Source organism: Nakamurella aerolata (genome assembly GCF_013002705.1).
In the GTDB taxonomy this organism is placed as follows: Bacteria; Actinomycetota; Actinomycetes; order Mycobacteriales; family Nakamurellaceae; genus Nakamurella; species Nakamurella aerolata.
Window position 1 is genome coordinate 733526 of sequence record NZ_JABEND010000001.1, and the last position, 23992, is coordinate 757517.

Here is a 23992-nt window from a genome sequence, read left to right on the forward strand (position 1 = left end):
GGCTCAGGCCTCCTTCGCCACGAGTCGGGAGGTGGCGGCGCGGTGCCGTGCGCCGGCTTCGGCGACGGCGCCGAGGCCGGAGTACTTTGCCGAGCGGAACAGTCGCGAGTCGGCCGCCAGCGCCACCGCCGGGTGCGTCACCAGGAACACCACCACCAGGTCGAGCACGGTGGAAAGGCCGAGGGTGAACGCGAAACCCTTCACATCGCCGACGGCGAGCACGTACAGGATCACCGCGGACAGGAAGGTGACGGCGTCCGCGGACAGAATGGTGCGCTTGGCCCTGGCCCAGCCGCGGGGTACGGCACTGCGGAAGCTGCGGCCCTCGCGGACCTCGTCCTTGAGTCGTTCGAAGTAGACGACGAACGAGTCGGCGGTGATACCGATCGCGATGATCAGACCGGCAACACCGGCCATGTCGAGGCTGAGGCCGATCCAGCGGCCCAGCAGCACCATCACCGCGTACACCAAAATGCCGGAAAGGATCAGCGAGGCGACGGTGATGACGCCCAGCATCCGGTAGTAGATGAGGCAGTAGATGACCACCAGCAGCAACCCGATGCCACCGGCGATCAGGCCGGCGACCAGCGACTCGGAGCCGACCTCGGCGCTGATGGTGTCCACCTTCTCCTCGGTGAACTTCAGCGGCAGCGAGCCGAACTTCAGCGCGTTCGCGAGCTGGGTGGCGCTCTGCTGGGTGAAGTCGCCGCTCACCTCGGTCTGCCCGCCGGGAATGTAGGCCTGGATGGCGGGCGCGGACAGCACCTCACCGTCGAGGGTGAACGCCGTCTGCTTCTGGATGTTGGCCGCGGTGTAGGTCGCCCAGACGCCCGCCCCGGTGCTGTCGAACTGCATGTTGATGACCCAACCGTTACCGCGCGGGTTCGGCCCTGCGTTCGCGCTGTCGATCTGCGAGCCGGGGATCAGCGTCTTCTCCAGCACGTACATGGCGGTGACGGCCTGGTCGCCGGAGCCGATGGTGCCACAGGCCAGCAGCGGCTTTTCCGGGTCGTCGTTGCCGATCCAGCGCGGGTCGTTGATGTCTTTGCAGGTGAGCTGACCGCTGGCCAGGCTCTGCGCTGCCGCGGTCTGCCAAGCGGTGAAGGCCGCTTCGGTGTTGCCCTGCGGCTGGATCGGAATCTTGGGGTCGCTGCCGGCCGGGAACACCCCGCCCTTGGGAGCGGCGCTGGAACTGGCCGCCGTGCTCGCCGGGCCGGATGCGGCCGCCGAGCTGGCGGGCGCGCCGGACGCCGCAGCTGCGGACGCCGGGGCGCTGGACGCCGGCGGGGCGGCGGCGCTGCCGCTGGGGGCCGGCGAGGTGGCGGCAGCGGCGGGGCGCAGACCCTGACCGGAGGCGGCGGCGCCGGACGTCGGTGCGCCCGAGGCGATGGTGGGCGCGGCGGTGGCAGCAGTGGTGGGCGGCGCGGCCGATGCGGCCGGGGCGCTGGGAATCGGCGGCGGGTTGGAGAGCGTCTCGCCGACGGCGCTGCGGGTGGTCTCCGCGAAGCTGCTGGACGGGCCGGAGGTGGTGGCGCCGGTACTGGAGGTCTGGTCCGGCAGCGCCGTCATGTCCGGCACCGGTTGGCCAACCACCGGACGGATGTTCAGGATGGCGGAGCGGGTCAGCCCGGCGAGCGCCTCATCGGTTCCCGGGACGGTGACGACCAGCTGCCTGGCGCCGTCCACCTGCACCTGGGCGCCGGCCACACCGGATCCGTTGACCCGGTTCTCCATGATCACCCTGGCCTGCTGCATGGACTCCCGCGGCGGATCGCCGCCGCCGAGCAGGCTGGCGCCCAGCGTCACCCTGGTTCCGCCCTGCAGGTCGATGCCAAGCTTGGGAGCGTTGGAGCCCGGGGTGAAAAACACCAATCCGTACAAGAGCACCACCAGGGCACCGAAGATGCCCAGATGCAGCCATGGCCGGAACTTGCCGGCTTGCGGAGTTGCCACTTCGTGCCTTTTCTCGGTCTGGACGCGCTACCGGCACCGGGCAACCACGGGCTGCTCGCGCCGACATCTTCGGGCGAAGGACGGTTCTACAGCCCGGACGAACGTGGAGCCTAGCCGATGTCGCCGCGACGCTTGTCGAGGCTGATCCCGTCGGCGTCGCTGACCCCGTCGGTGGAGCGGCTCTGCAACTCGCCGTTCAGCTGGTAGCTGCCGTCGGTGCCCGAGACCGCACCGGTGGCCGAAGTGCCGTCGACGGCGTCGGTGCCGCCGGCCTTGGGGACGACGACCTCACGCACCGCGGCCCGCACCCAGGTGGTGCGCAGGCCGGGGGCGATCTCCAGCTCGATGGTGTCGTCGGCGACGGCGGTGACATCGCCGTACAAGCCCGAGGTGGTCATCACCCTGGTACCGGGGACGATCGACTCCTGCATCTTCTGCTGCTCGGCGGCCATCCGCTTCTGCTTCTTGACGCTGAAGTACATCATCGCGCCGAGTGCCAGGATCATCACAATCGGCAGCAGCATGGTTTCCATGGGTGAAGCTCCCTCAAGTCTGCGGGGTGGGTCAGGCCTTGTGACCTGCAACGCACATCCCGATCAACAGTACCGGAGTATCGCGGCCGATCAGTCGCCGAACAGGCCGGGATCGGCGCCCGGCGCGGCCGGACCGGCCAACCCCAGATGCTGCCAGGCGGCCGGTGTCGCCACCCGGCCGCTGGCGGTGCGGGCCAGCATGCCGATCCGCACCAGGTACGGCTCACATACCTCTTCGACGGTGGCCGGCTCCTCGCCGACAGCCACCGCCAGCGTCTTCAGCCCGACCGGTCCCCCGCCGAAGCTGCGGCACAGCGCGGTGAGCACCGCCCGGTCCAGCCGGTCGAGCCCGAGTTCGTCGACGTCGTAGACGGTGAGCGCCTGCCGCGCCACCGCCCGGTCCACCGCCGCCGCCGCATCACCGGCCTGCACCTGGGCGAAGTCACGGACCCGGCGCAGCAGCCGGTTGGCGATCCGCGGGGTGCCCCGGGAGCGCCCGGCGATCTCGGCCGCGCCGTCGGCCCGCAGCTCGACGTTCAGGATGCCGGCGGCGCGGCGCAGCACGGTGGCCAGCTCGTCCGGCGCATAGAACTCGAGGTGCCCGGTGAAGCCGAACCGGTCGCGCAGCGGCGAGGTGAGCTGGCCGGCCCTCGTGGTGGCACCGACCAGGGTGAACGGTGCCAGCTCCAGCGGAATGCTGGTGGCGCCGGGCCCCTTGCCGACCACCACGTCGACCCTGAAGTCCTCCATCGCCAGGTACAGCAGTTCTTCCGCCGGACGGGCGATCCGGTGGATCTCGTCGATGAACAGCACGTCACCGTCCGAGAGGTTGGACAACATCGCCGCGAGGTCGCCGGCCCGTTCCAGCGCCGGGCCGGACGTGACCCGCAGGGTCGACCCCAGCTCGGCGGCGATGATCATCGCCAGCGACGTCTTGCCCAACCCTGGCGGGCCGGACAGCAGCACGTGGTCCGGCACCGTTCCGCGCAGCTTGGCCCCGGCGAGCACCAGCTCCAACTGCTGCCGAACCCGTTGCTGCCCAACAAATTCGGTGAGGTCCTTGGGCCGCAGCGAGGCCTCGATGTCGGTGTCGGTCGCGGTCAGTCCCGGGTCGCTGACCGACAGCGGTTCCGGCTCCGTCACCGCGACCACCTTGTCCTTCAGCTCGAGCACCAACCGTTCAGCGCCCTTCTTGCCGATCCCGGGGGCGCGGGTGAGCATCGCGGTGTCGCCCGCGGCCAGCGCGGCGCTGAGCTCGTCCGGATCGAACACCGCCAGCAGGGCCAGCGCGATCTTCGGCCCGACCCCCGATACCGACTGCACCAGCTCGAACAGTTCCTTGGCCGGGCGGTCGGCGAAGCCGTACAGCGTCATCGAATCCTCACGCACCACCAGCGTGGTGGCGAGCGTGACCGTCTCACCGGCGGTCAACGCACCCAGCGTCGCCGGCGTTGCCCGCACCGCGTAGCCGACGCCGCCGACGTCCAGCACCAGATGGTCGAGCGCGATCGTCTGCACGCTGCCCCGCAATGCCGCGATCATCCGCGCGCTCCGGCGCCGAACCCGGTGACGGTCAGCCCGGCCACCCGTCGTGGCCGGCCGGTCGCCGCCGGGTAGTGCTGCTGCCCGGCGCTGCGGCCGGCACCCTTGGCAGCGAGCCGGGCGGCCAGCGGGCCGCGCCACAGCTGACAGATGGCCAGCGCCAACGCATCCGCAGCGTCCGCCGGGCGGGGCTGGGCGTCCAGCTTGAGCAGTTTGGTGACCATGGTGGCGACCTGCTGTTTGTCGGCAGCGCCGTTGCCGGACACCGCCGCCTTGACCTCGGTGGGGGTGTGCCAGGCCACCGGGATGCCCCTCCGGGCCGCGGCCACCGCGACAACGCCCGCCGCCTGCGCCGTTCCCATGATGGTGGAAACGTTGTGCCGGTTGAACATTCGCTCCAACGCCAGCTGATCCGGGCGGTGCTCGTCGAGCAGCGCCTCGACGTGTTCGGCAACCGCCAACAGCCGGGTGGCGACATCGTCGTTCGCCGGGGTGCGCACCACCCCGACGTGCACCAGCCGCAGCTGCCGACCGCCGCGCCCGGTGGTCTCGACGATGCCGGCGCCACAGCGGGTCAGCCCTGGGTCGATGCCGAGCACCCGCACGCCGCACTCCCTCACTTCGTCCGAACACCTGTACGCGTGGAACGTTACCGGGGCAACGCCACCGTTCGGTTCAACGGCGCGCCTTGTCGGGCAACGGCGGCCGATCCGGACAACAATGCCCTGGTGACGAACGACGGTCGGAACCAGCAAGCACGCCAGCTTCCCGCAGCCGCTGATCCCCCGCCGCGCTGGACCCGACTGGGCTCGTTTCCCGTCGTGGCCGCGGTGCTGGTCGGCCTGAACGCCCTGATGATGGCACTGATCGCGTTCGGCAACATCACCGACTTCGACACCAACCACCAGTTCGTCGACCACGTGTTGAAGATGGACACCACCAACTTCGGCGGCGAACCCGGCGCCGATCTCGACCCCGACGTGATGTGGCGAGCCATCGATTCCGGCGGGCTGCGCACCGCCGGCTACGTGCTGATCATCGCCTGGGAGACGCTGGCGGCGTTGGTGCTGATCGCCGCGGTGGTGGCCTGGATCGCCGAACGCCGGGCCGGTCACCCGCGGGCCAGGGCGCTGTCGGTGATCGGCCTGCTGAAGGTGATCCTGCTGTTCTTCGGCGGCTTCCTCGACATCGGCGGCGAATGGTTCCAGATGTGGCGCTCCAGCGCCTGGAACGGCACCGAATCGGCGCTGCGGAACATCATCGTTGCGGCGATCCCGCTGCTGCTGTTGTTCCTGCCGGCCGGCCGCGACTCCGGCCGCTCCACCGCCACTGCCGACACCGGCGCCGGCGAGCGTTAGGCGTCGACCTTCTCCATCACGTCGTCGGAGATGTCGGCGTTGGTGTAGACGTTCTGCACGTCGTCAAGGTCTTCCACCGCGTCGATCAACTTGAGCACCTTGCGCGCCGCCTCTTCGTCCAGCGGCACAGGGACGCTGCCGACGAAGCTCTGATCGGCCGAGTCGTAGTCGAGTCCGGCGTCCACCACCGCGGTGCGTACCGCCACCAGGTCGGTGGGCTCGCTGACCACCTCGAAGGCCTCGCCGAGGTCGTTGACCTCCTCGGCGCCGGCGTCCAGCACGGCCAGCAGCAGGTCGTCCTCGGTGACGTCGGTGTTCTGCTCGGAAGACTTCGGCACCACCACCAAACCCTTGCGGGAGAACATGTATGCCACGCTGCCGGGGTCGGCCATGTTGCCGCCGTTACGGGTGACGGCCAGCCGGACGTCGGTGGCCGCGCGGTTGCGGTTGTCGGTGAGGCACTCGATCATCATCGCGACGCCGGCCGGGCCGTACGCCTCGTACATGATGGTCTGGTAGTCGACGCCACCGCCCTCGGCGCCGGAGCCGCGCTTGACCGCCCTGTCGATGTTGTCGTTGGGGACGGACGACTTCTTCGCCTTCTGGATGGCGTCGAACAGCGTCGGGTTACCGGCCGGATCGCCCCCGCCGACGCGCGCCGCCACCTCGATGTTCTTGATCAGCTTGGCGAACAGCTTGCCGCGCTTGGCATCGATCGCGGCCTTCTTGTGCTTGGTCGTCGCCCATTTGGAATGCCCACTCATAACCGTCGAGTCTACGGCTCAGGGCTTGACCACCATCAACACGACGACGGCGACCAGCATCAGGGTGGCGATCCCGTTCGCGGCGGCGATCTTGCCGTAGCCGGCTCTGGCGTCAGCAGTCCCGGCACCGGCTGACGACCCGGCGGACGCCCGGAGCGCGTCGGCGGCGTCCCGCAGTCCCGGCACCACCACCAGCACGGTGATCAGCACCGCGAGCGCCCAGAGCACCAGCGACAGCCAGATCCACAGTGACGAGAACGACCAGTCGGCCCAGTCCGGGCGGGTGCCGAGCGCACCGAACCCGAACACCACAACGGCGGCCGAGACGATGCTGAACACGAACGTCGCCCTGGCCAGCCCGGCCACCATGCCGGGCGAGTCCTCTCGAATGCCGCGCAGCGCCAGTTGCGGCAGCATCGCCATCGGGCCGACGGCGAACACCGCGAGCAGCACATGCAGGGCAGTCATCAGGTCGAACACAACTCAAGAGTATCGGCATGCTGGGATGGATCCCATGCCGCTCGATCTGTCGATCCGTCTGTTGTCCGCGCTGGCCCGGCTGCCACGGCCGCGGCACCGCGAACTGCTGGTGGAAAAGGACCTCGCGGTGCCGATGGACGACGGCATCACCCTGCTGGCCGACCGGGTGGCCCCGATCGACCTGCCGGCGGCGCCGATCCTTTTGGCACGCACGCCATATGGCAACCGCGAGCCGATGCGGCCGCTGCGGCTGATCGCGGCGCAGGGGTTTCAGGTGGTGTCGGTGCGCTGCCGGGGCACCTTCGGATCCGGCGGTGAGTTCGATCCGTTCTTCGCCGAGGCCGCCGACGGGCAGGCCACGCTGCGGTGGCTGCGGGAGCAGCCCTGGTACTCGGGGCAGGTCTGCCTTTTCGGGCCGAGCTACCTCGGCCTGACCCAGTGGGCGGTGCTGCACTCCGGCGCCGGCGACGACGTCAAAGGCGCGGCAATATCGGTGTCCGCCAGCGATTTTCCCCGCGATCTGATCTATCCGGGCGGGGCGTTCGGGCTGGACCTGGCGACCACCTGGCTGTACGCGCTCGATGTGCAGGAGCGGTCGTGGCTGACCCGCAAGCGCGCGCAGCTGACCCGCAAACCCCACAAGGTGGCGGCGGCGGCCGCGTTGCCGGTGGCCGACGCCGACCAGCCGCTGGTGGGCCATCGCATCGGCTACTACCACGACTGGATCGACCACGAGGACGTCACCGACGAGTACTGGCGGCGCATCGACTTCCGCCCGCTGCCGACGGCCGAGAGCTCCGGCCGGCAGGACGCCGAAACCGCCACTCCCCCGGTCAATCTGGTGGCCGGCTGGTACGACATCATGCTCACCGGCCAGCTTGCCGACCATGTGCTGCTGACCCAGCGGGCGGCTCGCCGCGGCACTGAGCCGCCGCGGCTGACCGTCGGGCCTTGGCACCACGCCTCACCGGCGGCGGCGCTCACCGTCGTGCGGGAACTGGTCGGTCACGCCCGCCGAGTGTTCGGCGACACCGAAGAACTCGGCCCCGCGGTGCGGGTGCGGGTGCTCGGCGCCCCGCGCGGGTCAGCCTGGCTGGAACTACCCAGCTGGCCGCCGAAACCGGCGGAACACCTGTCGCTCTTCGCCGGCGCCCCCGGGCTGCTCACCCCGGCACCGCCGAGCACCGATACCGAACCGATCGGCAGCTTTGTGCACGACCCTGCCGACCCGGCACCGATGTGCGGTGGCCGTTCCCTCGACCCGGCGCTGGCCGGCCCGAAAGACCAGGCCCCACGCGAGAATCGGGACGACGTGCTGGTGTTGTCCACCGAGCCGTTGACCGATCCGGTGACGGCGGCCGGGGTCCCGGTGGTGCGGCTGCGGCTGCGGCTCAGCAATCCGAACGCCGACATTTTCGTCCGGCTGTGCGATGTGGCGCCCGGCCGCGGTGCGCGTGAGAAGTCGATCAATCTGACCGACGCCGGGCTGCGACTCGACCCGCGGTTGGATGCGGCACGCGATCGGGCCGCCGACACCGCGGCCGGCGCGCCGACCGCGGAGGTGCTGCGGCTACCGGACGGCACCGTCGCGGTGACGCTGCCGCTGGCGCCCACCGCCTGCTACTTCGCCAAGGGCCACCGGATCCGGTTGCAGCTGTCCGGTGCGGCGAATGCGTTGCTGGCACGGAACACCGGCAGCGGCCAGCCGCTGGCCACCGCGACCACCCTCACCTCGACGAGCTATGAAGTTCTCGGACCGGACGACGGCCCGCTGCTGGAGCTGCCGGTGCTGGATCGCTGATCGTCAGCCGGTGCTGATCTCGGCGTTCGCCGGCGCCAGCAGAACCCAGGTCTTTCCCGGCTTGAACAGCAACGGCTTGCCCGAGGCGTCGACGAAAGCCGTTGGCGCCCCCGCGTTGTCGCGCTTCCAGCTGCCCTTGAGCGCCTTGCCGTCACGGTACAGCGTTACCTCGCCGGTGCCGACCGTGTGCGACAGCAGCGACGGCTGCCCGTTGGTGTCGACGGTGCCGTCGGGTTCGTCGGTGACGCGCTGCACCACCACGTTGTCGGCGACCACAGCACCGCCCGACCGATCGACGTAGTCGCCGTACTTGCTGCTGACCCGGTAGCGGCCGTCGGCGAAGGCAAAGCTGGTGCGGCCCAACACCATCGTCACCTGAACCGAGCCGACGGCCGGTGCCGACCTCAGCCGGGCGTCGTCCGCGGAGAACTGGAAACCGGGTCCGGTCGGAGCCGGCAGCCCCGACTCGGCGGCCAGCTTCTGCACGTCGACGTGCAGGTTGTGGGTGCCGTCGCCGGACGACGAGCGCCAGTAGGCAGAGCCCGAGGTGTCGGCCGAGAGGTTCGCAATGTCGGTGGCGGCCAACATCTCCAGCGGTCCGCCGGCGCCGCCGGAGAACGCCAGGCCCGGCTTGCCGTAGCTGGGCAGCAGTTCGGTGTCGGTACTGCGCACGCTGCGGATCGGGCCGACCTCCGCGGGCAGCGCGGAGTGGTAGACGGCGATCAGCCGAGTCAGTCCGCCCTCCACCTGCTCGACGTAGACGATGTCGGCGGCCGCGGTGCCGAACTGCACCCCGAAACCGGCTGCGGTGTTGTCGATCTTGGCGGCGATCACCGGGTTGGCACTGGGTTTTCCGCCGGTCAGCGGGTCGACCTTGGCGGTGGTCGGCGGGTTGGCCGGCTTGCGGGAGGTGCTGGCGGCGGTCGGCCGGGTGGTGGCGGTGATCTTCGGAGCCACCGGCGGTTCGGAGGCACTCGGCGGGTCGGGGGTACCCGGCGGGCTGGCCGGGACGGCCATCGAGCTGGTGACGGTGACGGACGCCGCTCCCGACGACGCACACCCGCTGAGCACCACCAGCAATGCAGCCGCGAACATCAGCAGGGGGACACCGGAACGAGGTAAGCGCACGCCGCCGAAGGTAACGCAGCGCGAACTTTTTATCGGGTAGGTGATCCGGCGACGTCGGTCACTGAATCGTCCGGGCGACCCAACGGCCGCAGCTCGGAGATCTCGAAATAGTCGGGCAGCGCGGCGCTGCCGGCGAGCCGGAAGAGCTTGGTGAATCGCTTGTCGCGCAATGCCCTGGTGTCGCGGACCGCGTCGTTGTAGAAGCGCCGAGCGAGACTGAGGCGCTCCTGGGCGTCGAACAGTTCGGCCAGCAACTCCTCGTCGACCGTCGGCGGCAACACCGCGAGCGCCCTGGTGAGATCGTTCTCGGCGTCGGCGCGGAAGTCGCGGTTGGCGGTGTCGGCCTGCCGGGCCAGCCCCCGGAGCACGGCCGCGCGTTCCGGTTCCAGCCCGCCGGCGGCGGCGATCGCTCTGGTGGCGACGATGCGGCGCGCCATCGCACCGTCGAGAGCGGCCCAGGCGGCCTCGGTACGAACGTGCAGCCGGTCCAACCGGTTCGCGGTGAGCCACAGCCGCAGCGCGGCGGCGAGCAGCAGCACCACCACGACCACAACAAGGAAGACCGTCACCGGCTCAGGATGACACGAGCAAAGCCCGCCAGGGTTCAGTCCGCGGTCACCACGTGCCGCGGGTCGCCGTCGATCACCGTCTCGTAGACCTTGAGAACGGTGCGGACAACGGTGTTCCAGTCGTACGGCTTGACGGCGATGCGGCCGCGGCCGGCCAGTTCGGCGGCCAGCGCCGCGTCGTCCAACACGGTGGCGAGGCCGCCGGCCAGCGAGGCCGGATCGCCCACCCTGGTGAGCACCCCCGCGGTCCCGCCGGCCAGCACCCTGGCGAAGGCGTCCAGGTCGCTGGCCACCACCGGAGCACCGGCGCTCATCGCCTCGGTGAGGATGATCCCGAAGCTCTCGCCGCCGATGTTCGGGGCGCAGTACACGTCGACCGACCGCAGCAGCGAGGCCTTGTCGGCGTCGCTGACCAGCCCGAGATGCCGGATGTGGCCGGCCAGATCGGCGCCGGCCTCCCTGCGCAGATCGTCGGCGTCGCCCGGACCGGCCACCAACAACTGCAGGGCAGGTCGGCGCGGCAGCAACCGGCGCAACGCCTGCAGCAGCACCGGCATGCCCTTGCGGGGTTCGTCGAACCGTCCGACGAAGCCGACGGTGCCGCCGGCGCGCGGATAGCCCGGCAGCGGACGGGCGTCGGCGAAGAAGTCGACGTCGACGCCGTTCGGGATGATCACCGCATCGCCGCCGAGGTGCTCCACCTGAACCTTGCGCGCGAGCTCACTGACCGCGATGCGGCCGGTGATCTTCTCCAGGAACGGCTGCAGCACCGGTTGGAACGCGGCCAGCATCCGCGAGCGCGGGTTGGCGGTGTGAAAGGTCGCGACGATCGGACCCTCGGCCACCATCAGCGCCAGCAGCGACAAGCTCGGCGCCACCGGTTCGTGCAGGTGCAGCACGTCGAACTGACCGGTCCGGATCCAGCGACGCACCCTGGTGTACGACTTGGGCCCGAACGAGAGCCGGGCGACCGACCCGTTGTAGGGAATGCCGACGCTGCGGCCGGCGGGGACAACGTAGTCCGGAAGCGGAGAGCCGTCAGGGCCGGTGCCACCCTCGTCACCGGGGGCCAGCACCGACACCTGATGCCCGAACCTGATCAGCACCCTGGCCAGGTCGGCCACGTGCGCCTGCACGCCGCCGGGCACGTCCATCGAGTACGGACAGACAATCCCGACCCTCATGACCCGACCCTCATGATCTGGCGGCGGCGGCCCGGCGGGCGGCCAGGTCGGACAGCCACAGCGGCTGCATCATGTGCCAGTCCTGCGGACGCGCGGCGACGCCGGCGGCGAACTCGTCGGCGATCTGCTGAGTGGCGGCAGCCACCTTGTCGCGCAAGCGTTTTCCGGCGATCGGGATCTCCGGCTGGACGACGTGCCGCCAGCCGCCGTCGTCGGTGAAGTTGAGCCGGACGGTGCACAACATGGCGCCGGTGAGCGCCGCCAACATTGCCGGCCCTGCTGGCATCTTGGTCGGCTCGCCGAAGAAGCTGACCGGTACCCCGTTGGCGGTCAGATCGCGGTCGGCGGGCAGGCAGACGATCTTCCCCCGCTCCAATTCGGCGCGCAGCAGCCCGGACACCGACCCCTGGCCACCGGTGAGCGGCAGCACCGTCATGCCCAGCGAGGTGCGGTAGTCGACGAATTTGTCGAACAGCGAGGCCGGTTCCACGCGTTCGGCCACCGTCGTCATGCTGCCGAAGGTGCGGGTGACGACCAGCCCCGCGACGTCCCAGTTGCCGGAGTGCGGGACGGCGAGCACAACGCCGCGGCCGGAGTCGACGGCCCGCTGCACCCGGTCGAGGCCGTAGGTGTTGTTCCTGGCGTAGCGGTAGACCCGGTCGAGGTTCATCGCGCCGAGCCGGGTCGTCTCTTTCCAGTACCTGGCGTACGAGAGCATGCCTGCTCTGGTGACGCGGGCCAGGGTTTGAGGTGTCGACCGCTCCCCCAGCACCCGGTGCAGGTTGCGGGCCAGCTGCACCACCGGGCGGCCCTGGCGACGGAACAGCCACTCACCGCCGGCGGCGAACGCGGCGTCGGCCACCGGCGCCGGCAACGCCTGAACCAGTTGCCAGCCACCGGCCATCGCGAGGCCGACCAACCGGTTCTTGTCCACCGTCATGGATTGGCCTGTTGCTGGCGCTGATAGCTGGCCCGCACCTGGAGCAGCCGCTGCACAACCGTGAGACAGCTGGCCACCGCCAGAATCCACAGCAGGATGGGCAGCGCGGCGGTCAGCCCGAGGCCGGCCAGCCCGGTGCCGAACAGGCCGAGCAGGTTGCGTTCGGCGCGTTCGGCCAGGGCGCCGCCGATGGGCAGCTGCACCGAGTCGGCACGGGCCTTGACGTAGGAGATCACCTGGGCGCTGACCAGGCACAGCAGGGCGGCGACGCCGGTGGTGGTCTTGCCGGTGGTGAAGCAGTAGTATGCGATCGCACCGAACACCGCGCCGTCGGCGATGCGGTCGCAGGTGGCGTCGAGCACGACGCCGAACGGCGTGCCATAGCCGCGGGCTCGCGCCATCGCACCGTCGATCAGGTCGAACAGCACGAAGGCGGTGATCACCAAAGTGCCGGCCAACAGGTGGCCGAGCGGGAACAGGATCACCGCGCCGGCCACCACCCCTGCGGTCCCGATCAGCGTGACGGCGTCCGGGGTGAGCCCGATCCGCAGCAACCAACGCCCGATCGGATCCACCACCTTGGAGACAGCGGATCGCGCAAAGGTGTTGAGCATGCAGTGATCCGATCATCTCTCTGGCGCAGGGCTCGGGCCGCGGTTGCAGCAGGTGACCACGATAGCGGTCGCCGCTCGCGCGCAGCAGCTACCAGGCCGCGGCGAGCAGTTCTCTGGTTTGGCCCAACAATTGCGGCAGCACCTTGGTCTGACCCACCACCGGCATGAAGTTCGCATCGCCGGACCAGCGCGGCACCACATGTTGGTGCAGATGCCCGGCGATGCCGGCGCCGGCCGGGGCACCCGCGTTGATGCCGAGGTTGAAGCCGTGCGGGTTCGAGGCCCGGCGAATGGCTTGCAGCGCATGCCGACTGAACTCGTTGAACTCGGCGAACTCGGCGTCGTCCAGGTCGGTGTAGTCGGGCAGGTGCCGGTACGGCACCACCATCAGGTGGCCGGGGTTGTACGGGTACAGGTTCAGTACCGCGTAGACCTTTTCGCCCCGGGCGACGATCAGACCGTCCTCGTCGGACAGCGTGGGAATCCGGCAGAACGGGCATTCGGTCGAGCTGGAATCGCCGCCGACATAGGCCATCCGGTGCGGCGTCCAGAGCCGGGCGAAGCCGTCCGGATCACCGACCCCGTCCTGCAGTTCCGTCTGCTCCTGCACCCTGGGCACCGATCAGCTCAGCAGTTCGCCGAAGGTCTCGGCGGTGGGCTCGGTGTTGTTGCGGCTGTCCACCCAGCCCTCGATGGCGGCGATCGCGGCGTCCACCGGAATACCGTTGAGCTGGCTGCCGTCGCGGAACCGGAACGAGACGGCGCCGGCGTCGACGTCTTTGCCGCCGGCCAGCAGCAGGATCGGCACCTTGCCGGTGGTGTGGTTCCGGATCTTCTTCTGCATGCGGTCGTCGCCGCGATCGACCTCGATCCGGATGCCCTTGCGCCGCAAGCGGTCTGCGATCGCGTCCAGGTGCGGGGCGAACTCGTCGGCCACCGGGATGGCGGCCACCTGCAGCGGCGACAGCCATACCGGGAAGGCGCCGGCGTAATGCTCGGTGAGCACCCCAATGAACCGCTCGATGGAACCGAACTTGGCCGAGTGGATCATCACCGGCTGCTGTCGGCTGCCGTCGGCGGCCTGGTACTCAAGGCCGAAGCGCTGCGGCTGGTTGAAATCGAGCTGGACGGTGGACATCTGCCAGGTACGGCCGATGGCGTCGCGGGCCTGCACCGAGATCTTCGGGCCGTAGTAGGCGGCGCCGCCCGGGTCCGGTACCAGCTCGAGGCCGGTGTCACGGCCGACGCGTTCCAGGGTGGCGGTGGCCTGCTCCCACTGCTCGTCGGTGCCGATGAACTTGTCGGAGTTGGGATCTCGGGTGGACAGCTCGAGGTAGTAGTCGGTAAGCCCGAAGTCGTCGAGCAGGCTGAGCACAAACTTGAGCAGGTGAGCGATCTCGGCGGCCGCGCCCTCCTGGGTGACGTAGGAGTGCGAGTCGTCCTGCGTCATGCCGCGCACCCTGGTGAGGCCGTGCACAACGCCGGAGAGTTCGTTGCGGTAGACGCTGCCGAACTCGAACAGCCGCAGCGGGAGTTCGCGGTAGCTGCGGGGCCGGGAGCGGTAGATCAGGTTGTGCATCGGGCAGTTCATGGCCTTGAGGTAGTACCGGCTGCCCTCAAGGTCCATCGGCGGGAACATGCCGTCGGCGTAGTACGGCAGGTGCCCGGAGGTGTGGAACAACCCCTCCTTGGAGATGTGCGGGGTGCCGACGTAGGAGAAGCCCTCCTCAAGGTGCCGGCGCCGGACGTAGTCCTCCATCTCGCGTTTGATGACGCCGCCCTTGGGGTGGAAGACGGCAAGACCCGACCCGAGCTCGTCGGGGAACGAGAACAGGTCGAGCTCGACACCGAGCTTGCGGTGGTCGCGGCGTTCGGCCTCGGCGAGTCGGTGCAGATACTCGTCCATGGCCTCGGGCGATTCCCAGGCGGTGCCGTAAACCCGTTGCAGGTCAGCGTTCTTCTGGTCACCGCGCCAGTAGGCGGCGCTGGAGCGGGTGAGCTTGAACGCGGGGATGTATTTGGTGGTGGGCACGTGCGGGCCGCGGCACAGGTCGCTCCACACCCGCTCGCCGGTGTGCGCGTGCAGATTGTCGTAGGCGGTGAGCGATCCGTCGGCGGAGAGCTCCGGGACGTCTTCGGTGTCGGCGTCGGAGCCGCCCTTGAGATCGATGAGCTCCAGCTTGTACGGCTCGCCGGCGAGCTCGGCGCGGGCCTCTTCGCGGGAGGCGTACTCGCGCCGGGCGAACCGCTGGTTGGATTTGATGATCTTGTTCATCCGCTTTTCGAGGGACTGCAGATCCTCGGGGGTGAACGGTTCGGCGACGTCGAAGTCGTAGTAGAAGCCGTCGGTGATGGGCGGGCCGATGCCGAGCTTGGCGTCCGGGAACTGCTGCTGCACGGCTTGGGCCAGGACGTGCGCCGCGGAGTGCCGGATGACGCTGCGGCCGTCGTCGGTGTCGGCCGGGACGGGCTCGACCTCGACGTCTTCGGTTGGCGTCCACGACAGGTCACGCAGCCTGCCGTCGGCGTCGCGGACCACGACGACGGCCTGCGGCCCCGAGCGCGGCAGTTCGGCGTCGCCGACGGCCTGCGAAGCGCTGGTGCCCGCCGGGATGCGCAGACGTGGGGCGGATGCGGGGGCCACATGAACTCCTGAACTGGTACGGCGCCGGCCGGTCTGGCGCCGGCTGGTGCGGCGCTACGGACGCCGGCTAAGCGATGCTATCCATCGGCGGCCTCCAGCTGTTCGGTGACCGGTGGCAGGCCGGTCGGTCGCGGCGGGCGCGTCCGGTAGCGCCGCCCCATCGGTGTGGTGACGGTGACGGTTCCGCCCGGTCCCGGTTCACTGCGCCAGCCGGGGATCTCCTTCACGTAGTTCCCGCCGGCGCACAGCCCCTGGCCGTTGTCGAGCGTTGACGGGCCGCCGCGTCGATACGGCTCGACGTGGTCGGTGTGGCGGATGGGCGCGTCGCAGTACGGTTCGCGGCATCGTCGGTCTCGTAGGGCGATGAGTTTTCTGACGCCAGCATCGAACCGGCGCCGGCGCGGGTCGGCCGCCATGGCGATGCCGGTGACCGGATCGGTGACAACGCGGCGCAGCCACACCCGAGACCGAGGCGGCAAGCTCTTCGGGTCGAGTGGCCCGACGGCGAGTTCGCGGGCGAGGTCGGCTGGGACAGGGCCGAAGCCCTGCAGGTAGCCGGGTTGCTGGCTGCGGCCCCACAACGCATCGGCGGAGATGGTGACGTTCAGCGTGGTGTCGGGTTGCCAGCGCGGCACCGGCGGGTCAGCGGATGAGCTTGGCGCGCCGCTCGCCTGCGCGTCCGTCGCGCTATCGTCGTTCGGCGCGTTGTTGGGGTTCGCGGTGTTGCTCTTCGCGGCGCTCTCGTCGTTTGCCACAACGTTGTCGTCCGCGGCGCTGTTGTCGTCGGTCACGGCGTCCGCCGGAACGTCTGTTGAGGCCTGGGGAATCTCCGGCGAGACTGCTGGCGCGCCAACGCATCTGGCAACCAGCAGATCGGCCATCAACTGTGTCTTGGTGCGGGCGTCCCCGGCGCTGCGGGCCGCCTCGGCGTCCCGGGTGAGCGCGGCGAAGGTGGCCACACCCTGGGCGACCGGCAGCAGCGCCGAGACCATCGTCATGGTGTCGGGCATCGGGCGGATGGTGACCCTGCGGTCTTGTTCTGCCCGCGCGCGCCGCTCGACGGCCGAGCGTGGGTCGAGTTGGTAGCAGGCGTGCCGAACGGCCTGCTGAGCCTGCGCTCGGTTCCAGCCGTGCAATGAGCCGGCGAGCCCGGCGTCGATCAGCCGAGCCTGTTCGTCGTCCAAATGACTGGTCTCGGAGTCGAGAATCCGGCAGTGCGACCACGGCACCTCACCGGAACGCAAGCGCCGCAAGGTTTCCGGCGCCCTGACGATCAGCCGGCGACTGAGCGCGATCTCCCGACCCGCGGCCACCGGCGCCATGCCACGCACAAATCCGACCTCGTTGGCGGTACCGCGCCCCAGATCGCGGGCGCGCACCCCGGCGTCTTGTTGCCGCTGACGTTCCAGGTCGGCGAAGCGAGCCTGCTCAACCACCAACTGGCCCGCCACCGCGGCCTGCAGTTGGTGCAGCAACTCGATGCGCGCCAGGCATTCCTGTTGGCCGACGGCGGGTTGCATCAACGGCATGGTGACCGCGAGCCCGCCGACCGCGGACGTTGCCTTCGCATCGAGCAGCTCGGCCCGCTCGGCGTCGCTGAGCTCGGCAAGTGCAACTTCCGATGGCACCACGGTGTAGCCGTTATGAGCTGACTCGCCGCCCGCTACGCCGACGCCGGAACCGACGCGCACCTCGTCGTCCACGGAGCGGCATTCCTCGCGCGGGTCGGGCGAACCAGAGTCGCCGGCGGCCGCGGCAGGCCGGGACGAGTCTTGGCGCTCCGGCGCGACCGCCCCACCACCCTCGTCCTCGACTCCACCGCCTATCCGTTCCACCCCCTCACTCTACCCATCTTCCGAGCCATCCACAAGCCTTTTTTCGAACTTTTGTTTGCACCTCGTCAGCGCGGCTACTCCCCCACGATGCAGGCTGCCACCGCCCTCCGACAACGGGCCAGCGAGCACGCGATGCCAGACTGGCGACCATGACCAGCGCGCCACCGCAGATCCCTGCCGGAGTCGACCTCGCCGACGAACTTTCCGCTCTCACCGTCCCGTACCCGGCGGTGCCCGAACTGCTGCAGCTCGCCGACCGACTCACCGACGAGCAGCGCGCGACGGTACTGCAGGGGCGCGACTTTCTGGCCGGCGAGTTCGGCAATCTTGGCTACCTGAACCTGGCCGAGAAGGTCCCGATTCCCGCTGACGGCAGCGTTTTCGGCCGGCTCGGCTACGTATTGATGTTCGTCAGTGCACTGCCGGCGGTGCGGGAGTTCCACCGTGAGCGCGGCATCGACGACGCCCAGTCCAGGTTGATCCTGTCCGACCTGGGGCGGCACGCGTCCGTCTACCAAACCCGTTACGGCATCAATGGTTTCGCCGAGCCGAGCTGGATGGAGCTGCACTTCACCGGCAAGATCTACCAGCTCGGCCGGTTGCAGTACGAGCGTGGGCTCGCCAGCGCCGAGGTGGCCGAAGCGGCCACCGCTGCCGGGCTGCCGCTGGATCAGGGTCAGCCGGTGCTCAGCCTGCACATCCCGCGCTACCAGGGCCCCTTGTCGGCCGTCGCCGTCGACGAATCCATCGATCGCGCCAGGGAGTTCTTCACCGAACACTTCCCCGAAGAACGCTATCCGGTGGCCATCTGCACCTCATGGTTGCTCGACCCGCAGCTGGCCGAACACCTTGGGGCACAAGCGAACATCCCGCAGTTCGCCAGCCGGTTCCAGCTGGTCGGAGAGCCGACAGTAGACCGCACCTCGGCACTCGAGTTCACCTTCGACCAGCCGGACCTGCCGCTCGAGCAGCTGCCGCAACGGTCAAGGCTGGAGCGGGCCGTTGTGCAGGTATTGCGGTGTGGCGGCAGCTGGCACAGTGCGACCGGCTGGTTTGCCTGGTACCAGGAAGCCTGACCAGGCCCATCCCCCGGTGCGGAGCTGTCCGACCCGGCTGAAACACTGGCCAGCGTGATGACCCCAGCGCCAAGAACCCACCGTCGCCCGCGGCTCTCGGACGACGACATCGCCGCTCTCCGCGCCGCCCTGGCCGATGGCAAGAAGCCGCGAGTCACCTTGCACGGCAACCAGTTCGGCGACGGTGTTCGTGGACAGGTGCTGGCCATCGGCGACCCGACCGTCGACGGTCCCGAGTTCATCACGGTGCGGGCCAAACTCGCCGGCACCATGGAAACCCTGCAGTTCGGGCCGGACGAACTGCACGTCGGGGCAGCCACCCGCAAACCGCGTGCCGCGACCAAGGCCCCAGCTACCGCAGCCCCAGTAACCAAGGCCCCGGCCACCAAGGCCGCGGCCACCAAGGTTCCGGCTCCGGAAGCCTCGACTCAGGCTCCCGAACCCCCCGTTGCCCGACCGGCCGCGCCGAAGCCGACCAGCCCGGCACCGTCGTCGTCACGGTCACCGTCACCGGCCCCGGCGGCGGCCCGCAGCCGCCGCCCACGCGCGAGGCAGAAGCAGCCGGCGGTCACCATCACCCTTGCCTCGTCCGGGGAGCAATGGACGCTCAGCGCCACCCGCGGCGGCCGCTCGTTGCAGAAGTCGACGCCGGTGCCGCCGGGGTCGGTGCTGGCCGCGGCCCGGCTGTTCGATGCTCCTGCGTTGCAGCAGGCCGTCGGCGATGTGGTGGCGGCGGCAAAGGCCGAGGCGCAACAACGCGCCGGGCAGCTCCGCGACGAGCTGGCGCAGGTGCAATCGCTGCTCGATTCGCTGGACGCGCCGAAGTCGCCGCGCCGCTGAAGCGGACTGTGCGAGAGCCCTCAGCGCAGCTTCTTGCACTCTTCGCCGCTTAGTGCAACACTGCACTGTGTGAGCCAAGGTGCAGCTTCAACGATCAGCCGAGTCGATCGGCGCCGGCAGCAGACCAAGCTGCGGCTGACCGACGAGGCGATCCGGCTCACCATCGAACGCGGCTTCGACCACTTCACCGTCGACGAGTTGGCCGAGGCGGTCGGGATTTCCCGCCGTACCTTCTTCAACTACTTCGCCAGCAAAGAAGACGTGCTGCTCGGCGATCAGCGCGAGCACGCGCACCGCGAGGTCACCCAACGCTTCGTCGCCGGGCTGCCCACTGGCGACCTGCTGGAAGACATGGTGGCGGCCATCGCCACCATGCTGGAACCGGAATCGCCGTCGCCGCAACGGATTCGACTGTTCCACCAGGCGGTCGAGTCGGAGCCCAAGCTGGCCAAGATGTTTCACGCCCGATACCTCGACAGGGCCGACCGACTCGCCGAGCTCGTCGCCGAGCGGGAGGGGATCGACGCGGACAGCCCACGCGCCCGCGTCGCCGTCGACCTGATCGGCGCGCTGATCACCCGAGCCTTCACCACTTTCGCGACCTTCGCCTCCGGCGACGCCGATCCCACCGACGCGGGGTCCACCGACCCGGGACCCTCGCTGTTGGACCTGCTCAGGCAGAACCTCGCTGTGGCAAGGGATCTGCTGGCCAGTACCGCGCCCGCCTGACGCCCCCTGCCACCCGCCACCGCAAGAGCACACCGTCGCGCCCGATTCACGATTGTTCCGCGCTGCACCACTGTTCGTGCGCCGTTGCCCGCCGCACCACCCAAACATGTTCTGTTCAAAGGACTTTCCATGACCGCACCCGCCGCCCCCGCGGCACCACTGGTATTGACCAAGCGCCGAATCTGGCTGATCTTCTCGGCGCTGATGGCCGGCATGCTGCTGTCCAGCCTCGACCAGACCATCGTGTCAACCGCACTGCCCACCATCGTCGGCAAACTCGGCGGGGTCGAACATCAGGCCTGGGTGACCACCGCGTATCTGCTGGCCACCACGCTGGTGATGCCGATCTACGGCAAGCTCGGTGACGTCCTCGGGCGGCGTCGGCTTTTCCTCGCCGCCATCGCGATCTTCACCGTCGGCTCGATCGGCGCCGCCGTCACCACCAGCTTCTGGGAATTCATCACCTTCCGCGCCGTGCAAGGTCTGGGCGGAGGTGGGCTGATGATCCTGTCGCAGGCCATCATTGCCGACATCGTGCCGGCCAAGGAGCGCGGCAAATACATGGGCCCGCTCGGTGCGTTGTTCGGCATCTCCGCTGTCGCCGGCCCGCTGCTCGGCGGCTTCTTCGTCGACCACCTGACCTGGGAATGGTGCTTCTACATCAACATTCCCGTCGGCATCGCCGCCTTCGCGATCGCCTACGTCACCCTGACCCTGCCGAACAAGCGCCCGGAGAAGCGGATCGACGTGGCCGGCATCGTCACCTTGAGCCTGGCGACCACCGGCCTGGTGTTCTTCACCGACTTCGGCGGCAACGACTCCTACGGTTGGGGTAGCCCGATCACCTGGCTGATCTTCGCCGGGATGGCAGCCGCCGCAACGGCTTTCGTCGCGATCGAGCGTCGCGCGCAGGACCCGATCATCCCCTTGTCGCTGTTCCGCAGCCGGATCTTCGTCAATGCCACCGCGATCGGATTCGTGTTGGGCCTTGGCATGTTTGCCGCGCTGGCCTTCCTGCCGACGTTCTTGCAGATGTCCTCCGGCACGTCCGCGGCGTCGTCCGGCCTGCTGATGCTGCCGTTGATGGGTGGGCTGATGCTGACCTCCATCGCCAGCGGTCTGCTGATCACCAAGACGGGTCAATACCGGATCTATCCGATCACCGGCACCGCCATCACCGCGGTGGCACTGATCTGGATGACGACGCTCACCGCGGCAACGCCGCTGTGGGTGATCTGCGTGATGATGGCGATCTTCGGCGCCGGCCTCGGCCTGGTGATGCAGGTGATCGTGCTGATCGTCCAGAACTCGGTGCCGCCGGCCCAGATCGGCACGGCGACCAGCACCAACAACTACTTCCGCGAGGTCGGCGCGTCGCTCGGGGTGGCGATCTTCGGGTCGCTGTTCTCGTCGAACCTCGCCGGCAAGCTGCAGGACGTGTTCACCGCCAACGGCGCCAGCGCGGCGCAAGCCAGTGCCGCCGGTGCCTCGTTGGATCCGGCGGCGATGAAGGCGCTGCCGCAGCCGGTGCAGGACGGGATCGTCAACGCCTACGCCGACTCGCTGGCCCCGGTCTTCTGGTACCTGGTGCCGTTCGTGCTGATTGCGTTCGTGCTTGCGCTGTTCATCAAGCAGATCAAGCTGTCTGACGTCTCTGGCATGGTCGCCCGCGGCGAGGCCATCACCGAAGATCCCGCGCCGGCAGCGGCCGCCTCCTGACGATCCCCCGCCGGTCCCGCCCGGGTGGCTCCCGGGCGGGACCAACCAACTGTCGGGCACGCGATGGGGAGCCCGCCATGGAGAGCCCGCCATGGAGAGCGCGGCATGGGGACCGATGCCCATCGCGGGACTACCCGGGTACCCGAGAAGCTGAACACGCAAGGAAGTTCAGCGAACGCTCGAGGAGTGGGGAATGCGTTTCAGGGGGATCGTGCTCAGCACCGCAGCCGCGGCAGTCACAGCGGTGGGCGTCGTGGCGGCCGTCATGCCAGCGGGTTCGTCGGCGCAGCCGGCACCAGCGGCCGCAGCCGCCGACGCGGCAAGCGACGCGCAGTTCGTCAGCGGAGGGCGCCCGAACTTCCGGGTGCCGTTCGAGTGTGGCGAGACCTGGGAGGGCGGGACCCGCGGCAATCACAGCCCCGCCCGGTCCATCGACTTCAACCACTACCCGGGCGACGACGAGGGCTGGAAGGTCACTGCGTCGGCCGCCGGCACCGTCAAGACGGTGCGGAACCTGGGCGACCGTTCCTACGGCCAGTACATCGTGATCTCGCACTCCGGTGGCTACGAGACGCTGTACGCGCACCTGTCGGCGCAGAACGTCAGGGAGGGGCAGCAGGTCAACGTCGGCGACATGATCGGCCGGGTCGGCAATACCGGCGGCTCGCAGGGTTCGCACCTGCACTACGAGCAGAAGGTCGGCGGTAGCACGGTTCCGGCGGTGTTCTACGGCAACGAGGACGCCTTCTACTGGGGCAAGCGGAACTACCAGGTCAAGTGCGACGGGGCCACGCCGCCGGCGCAGCCGCCGGCTCCTACCCCGCCGCCGGCCGACGGGGTGCACAACTTCCCGGCGAAGGCCGACCTTGACGGCCGCGAGGGGCCGGACCTGAACGCCAAGACCCTCAAGGTCAATGCCTACGCGGCCGGCCAGAACGTTCCTGTTGTCTGCCAGGCCGAGGGCGGCGAGGCGTACGGCAGCAGGATCTGGGACAAGACGGCTGACGGGTTCTTCGTCGCCGACAAGTACGTCAAGACCGGCGCGGACGGTTGGGCCGCCGGGGTGCGCCGGTGTGAGGCCAAGGACATGCCGGCGCCTCCCCCGCAGCCGGCGCCAGCACCAGCGCCGGCCCCCGCCGACCCGCCAGCACCGGTGGAAGGCACCTGGTCCGAACAGCCGGCCGAGCCGGAGGCGACGTTCAGCGCACCGCCACCGATGCCGGCCGACGCCGTGCAGCCGATCCCGCCGACCGAAGGCACCTGGAGCGAAAACCCAAGCGCCAGTGAGACTCCCGCACCGGGCGCCAGCGCCGGCATCGAGGTGCCGCCACCGCCGCCCACCGCACCGGCTCCGCCCCCGGTGACGTCCGCCGAGTCCAGCCCGGCAGCACCGGCCCCCGCTACGGAGCCGGCGCCCACCACGGAACCGGCGCCTGCGGCCGAGAAGGGGCCGATGGGGTTCCTGGTGATCGCGAATCTGCATGCCCGCACCGCGCCGAGTCTGGATGCGCCTATCGCCGAGCGCTACCTGTACAAGACCGGCACCGCGGTGAAGGTGCAGTGCCAGGTCGAAGGTGGTGAGGCCTACCAGAGCAAGATCTGGAACAAGACCACCGAGGGCTACTACGTTTCCGACGCCTACGTGCTGACCGGTGTGATCACCTTCTTGATCGACCTGCCGAAGTGCAAGAAGTGATCGCCGTGAGCGGTTTCTCAGTACCCGAAGGGACGGCGAGTGGGACCTACCATTGCCCTCGGCACACCACCGATTTCGGCCATGGTGTTCGACACAGATGCGCCATCGTCTCCGGTCGAGCAACCAGCACAGTCACTCCTGATGGGTTCTCGCCAGGTGCCGCCCCACGCAGAACGATGTTGGACAGTTCGGTGCCGGCGTCAAGCAGCTTGGCCAGTCCAGGCGCCATGCCCTTGTTCACGTACCCGACTCGACTGCCAGCACCCTTGGGGTGTATCGCAATCGCCGCTGATTGGTAGTCGTTCAAGGGTTCTCGAACCAACTCGACCCTGGTGCCGGGTCGAGTATCGCTCCGACGAGCAGCTCGTTCGTAATAGGCCAATCCGCGGACGTCAAATCCAAAGATGCCGACGGATCGGAGCCCCCTGGCGTCCGCGCTGACGAACAAGTCACGTTTGTTGGCCCTTGGACGTTGAGCGGGGCGGCAGCCTGAGGTAGGGCTCGTGGCCGCGCATGCTGTTGGTCTCTCACAACGTCCAGCAGCGAGGCCACGAGCATGGTTCAGGGTAGCGGGGCTGCCGTCACGG

22 protein-coding genes and 1 pseudogene are annotated in these 23992 nt (G+C 69.2%); 7 read left to right on the forward strand and 16 right to left on the reverse strand.

Features of this window, described 5'->3' with window-relative positions; all coding sequences use genetic code 11:
- Positions 1 to 3: 3 nt before the first annotated feature.
- The 5 genes and pseudogenes from secD to ruvC form a co-directional block, all read right to left on the reverse strand.
- Positions 4 to 1953 (reverse strand): protein translocase subunit SecD, encoded by a 1950-nt coding sequence (gene secD / locus HKD39_RS03180; RefSeq protein WP_171198330.1) that lies wholly within the window; start codon positions 1951 to 1953, stop codon positions 4 to 6.
- A gap of 110 nt (positions 1954 to 2063) precedes the next feature.
- Positions 2064 to 2486 carry a preprotein translocase subunit YajC gene (yajC, locus tag HKD39_RS03185; RefSeq protein ID WP_171198331.1) on the reverse strand — a complete coding sequence of 141 codons (423 nt, stop codon included), beginning with the start codon at positions 2484 to 2486 and terminating at the stop codon, positions 2064 to 2066.
- 90 nt (positions 2487 to 2576) lie between these two features.
- Complete coding sequence (gene ruvB / locus HKD39_RS03190; protein ID WP_425488412.1) at positions 2577 to 3611, reverse strand: Holliday junction branch migration DNA helicase RuvB; 1035 nt, start codon at positions 3609 to 3611, stop codon at positions 2577 to 2579.
- Positions 3612 to 3668: 57 nt separating this feature from the next.
- Positions 3669 to 4028 (reverse strand): annotated as a pseudogene (ruvA, locus tag HKD39_RS20260) (Holliday junction branch migration protein RuvA); the annotation flags it as partial.
- Positions 4025 to 4633 carry a crossover junction endodeoxyribonuclease RuvC gene (ruvC, locus tag HKD39_RS03195; RefSeq protein WP_171198333.1) on the reverse strand — a complete coding sequence of 203 codons (609 nt, stop codon included), beginning with the start codon at positions 4631 to 4633 and terminating at the stop codon, positions 4025 to 4027. The pseudogene ruvA and the gene ruvC, both read right to left, overlap by 4 nt.
- 123 nt (positions 4634 to 4756) lie before the next feature.
- On the opposite strand from ruvC, the gene HKD39_RS03200 reads away from it, so the two are divergent.
- Positions 4757 to 5386: a DUF2165 domain-containing protein gene (locus tag HKD39_RS03200; protein WP_212753807.1), complete on the forward strand. Its 630-nt coding sequence runs from the start codon at positions 4757 to 4759 to the stop codon at positions 5384 to 5386.
- Here HKD39_RS03200 and HKD39_RS03205 read toward each other — a convergent pair.
- Positions 5383 to 6150 carry a YebC/PmpR family DNA-binding transcriptional regulator gene (locus tag HKD39_RS03205; protein ID WP_171198334.1) on the reverse strand — a complete coding sequence of 256 codons (768 nt, stop codon included), beginning with the start codon at positions 6148 to 6150 and terminating at the stop codon, positions 5383 to 5385. The two genes, HKD39_RS03200 and HKD39_RS03205, sit on opposite strands and share 4 nt — an antisense overlap.
- Positions 6151 to 6168: 18 nt before the next feature.
- Positions 6169 to 6630 carry a DUF2269 family protein gene (locus tag HKD39_RS03210; protein WP_171198335.1) on the reverse strand — a complete coding sequence of 154 codons (462 nt, stop codon included), beginning with the start codon at positions 6628 to 6630 and terminating at the stop codon, positions 6169 to 6171.
- A gap of 25 nt (positions 6631 to 6655) precedes the next feature.
- Between HKD39_RS03210 and HKD39_RS03215 the strand changes: the two genes are divergently transcribed.
- A complete protein-coding gene (locus tag HKD39_RS03215) occupies positions 6656 to 8431 on the forward strand; it encodes a CocE/NonD family hydrolase (RefSeq protein ID WP_171198336.1) in 1776 nt (591 codons plus the stop codon).
- Between the two features lie 3 nt (positions 8432 to 8434).
- On the opposite strand, the gene HKD39_RS03220 is transcribed toward HKD39_RS03215, so the two are convergent.
- The 8 genes from HKD39_RS03220 to HKD39_RS03255 all read right to left on the reverse strand — a co-directional run bounded on the left by HKD39_RS03220 (position 8435) and on the right by HKD39_RS03255 (position 17345).
- Positions 8435 to 9559: a DUF3048 domain-containing protein gene (locus HKD39_RS03220; RefSeq protein WP_171198337.1), complete on the reverse strand. Its 1125-nt coding sequence runs from the start codon at positions 9557 to 9559 to the stop codon at positions 8435 to 8437.
- A 29-nt stretch (positions 9560 to 9588) separates the two neighbouring features.
- The gene (locus HKD39_RS03225) at positions 9589 to 10128 is read right to left on the reverse strand and encodes a LemA family protein (RefSeq protein WP_212753808.1); all 540 of its coding nucleotides are present in this window, start codon (positions 10126 to 10128) and stop codon (positions 9589 to 9591) included.
- Between the two features lie 35 nt (positions 10129 to 10163).
- Positions 10164 to 11312, reverse strand: coding sequence for a glycosyltransferase family 4 protein (locus tag HKD39_RS03230; protein ID WP_171198338.1), 1149 nt, complete (start codon positions 11310 to 11312; stop codon positions 10164 to 10166).
- A 10-nt stretch (positions 11313 to 11322) separates the two neighbouring features.
- A complete protein-coding gene (locus tag HKD39_RS03235) occupies positions 11323 to 12252 on the reverse strand; it encodes a phosphatidylinositol mannoside acyltransferase (protein ID WP_171198339.1) in 930 nt (309 codons plus the stop codon).
- Positions 12249 to 12866: a phosphatidylinositol phosphate synthase gene (gene pgsA / locus HKD39_RS03240; RefSeq protein ID WP_171198340.1), complete on the reverse strand. Its 618-nt coding sequence runs from the start codon at positions 12864 to 12866 to the stop codon at positions 12249 to 12251. Before pgsA ends, HKD39_RS03235 begins: the two co-directional genes overlap by 4 nt.
- A gap of 88 nt (positions 12867 to 12954) precedes the next feature.
- Entirely contained in the window at positions 12955 to 13476 is a 522-nt protein-coding gene (locus HKD39_RS03245; RefSeq protein WP_343074545.1) for an HIT family protein, read from the reverse strand.
- Between the two features lie 12 nt (positions 13477 to 13488).
- Positions 13489 to 15510 (reverse strand): threonine--tRNA ligase, encoded by a 2022-nt coding sequence (gene thrS, locus HKD39_RS03250; RefSeq protein WP_343074546.1) that lies wholly within the window; start codon positions 15508 to 15510, stop codon positions 13489 to 13491.
- 77 nt (positions 15511 to 15587) lie between these two features.
- Positions 15588 to 17345, reverse strand: a complete 1758-nt coding sequence (locus HKD39_RS03255) for an HNH endonuclease (RefSeq protein ID WP_171198341.1) — start codon at positions 17343 to 17345, stop codon at positions 15588 to 15590.
- A 149-nt stretch (positions 17346 to 17494) separates the two neighbouring features.
- Here HKD39_RS03255 and HKD39_RS03260 point away from each other — a divergent pair, with 149 nt between their 5' ends.
- From HKD39_RS03260 to HKD39_RS18605, 5 genes are all read left to right on the forward strand, one after another.
- Complete coding sequence (locus HKD39_RS03260) at positions 17495 to 18421, forward strand: acyltransferase domain-containing protein (protein WP_171198342.1); 927 nt, start codon at positions 17495 to 17497, stop codon at positions 18419 to 18421.
- A gap of 54 nt (positions 18422 to 18475) precedes the next feature.
- Positions 18476 to 19261: a hypothetical protein gene (locus tag HKD39_RS03265; RefSeq protein WP_171198343.1), complete on the forward strand. Its 786-nt coding sequence runs from the start codon at positions 18476 to 18478 to the stop codon at positions 19259 to 19261.
- 69 nt (positions 19262 to 19330) lie between these two features.
- Positions 19331 to 19990 carry a TetR family transcriptional regulator gene (locus tag HKD39_RS03270; RefSeq protein WP_171198344.1) on the forward strand — a complete coding sequence of 220 codons (660 nt, stop codon included), beginning with the start codon at positions 19331 to 19333 and terminating at the stop codon, positions 19988 to 19990.
- A 129-nt stretch (positions 19991 to 20119) separates the two neighbouring features.
- The gene (locus HKD39_RS03275) at positions 20120 to 21709 is read left to right on the forward strand and encodes an MDR family MFS transporter (protein ID WP_171198345.1); all 1590 of its coding nucleotides are present in this window, start codon (positions 20120 to 20122) and stop codon (positions 21707 to 21709) included.
- A 193-nt stretch (positions 21710 to 21902) separates the two neighbouring features.
- The gene (locus tag HKD39_RS18605; RefSeq protein WP_212753809.1) at positions 21903 to 23405 is read left to right on the forward strand and encodes a M23 family metallopeptidase; all 1503 of its coding nucleotides are present in this window, start codon (positions 21903 to 21905) and stop codon (positions 23403 to 23405) included.
- Between the two features lie 46 nt (positions 23406 to 23451).
- Here HKD39_RS18605 and HKD39_RS20735 read toward each other — a convergent pair whose 3' ends face one another.
- Positions 23452 to 23853 carry an HIRAN domain-containing protein gene (locus tag HKD39_RS20735; RefSeq protein WP_171198346.1) on the reverse strand — a complete coding sequence of 134 codons (402 nt, stop codon included), beginning with the start codon at positions 23851 to 23853 and terminating at the stop codon, positions 23452 to 23454.
- Between the last annotated feature and the right edge of the window lie 139 nt (positions 23854 to 23992).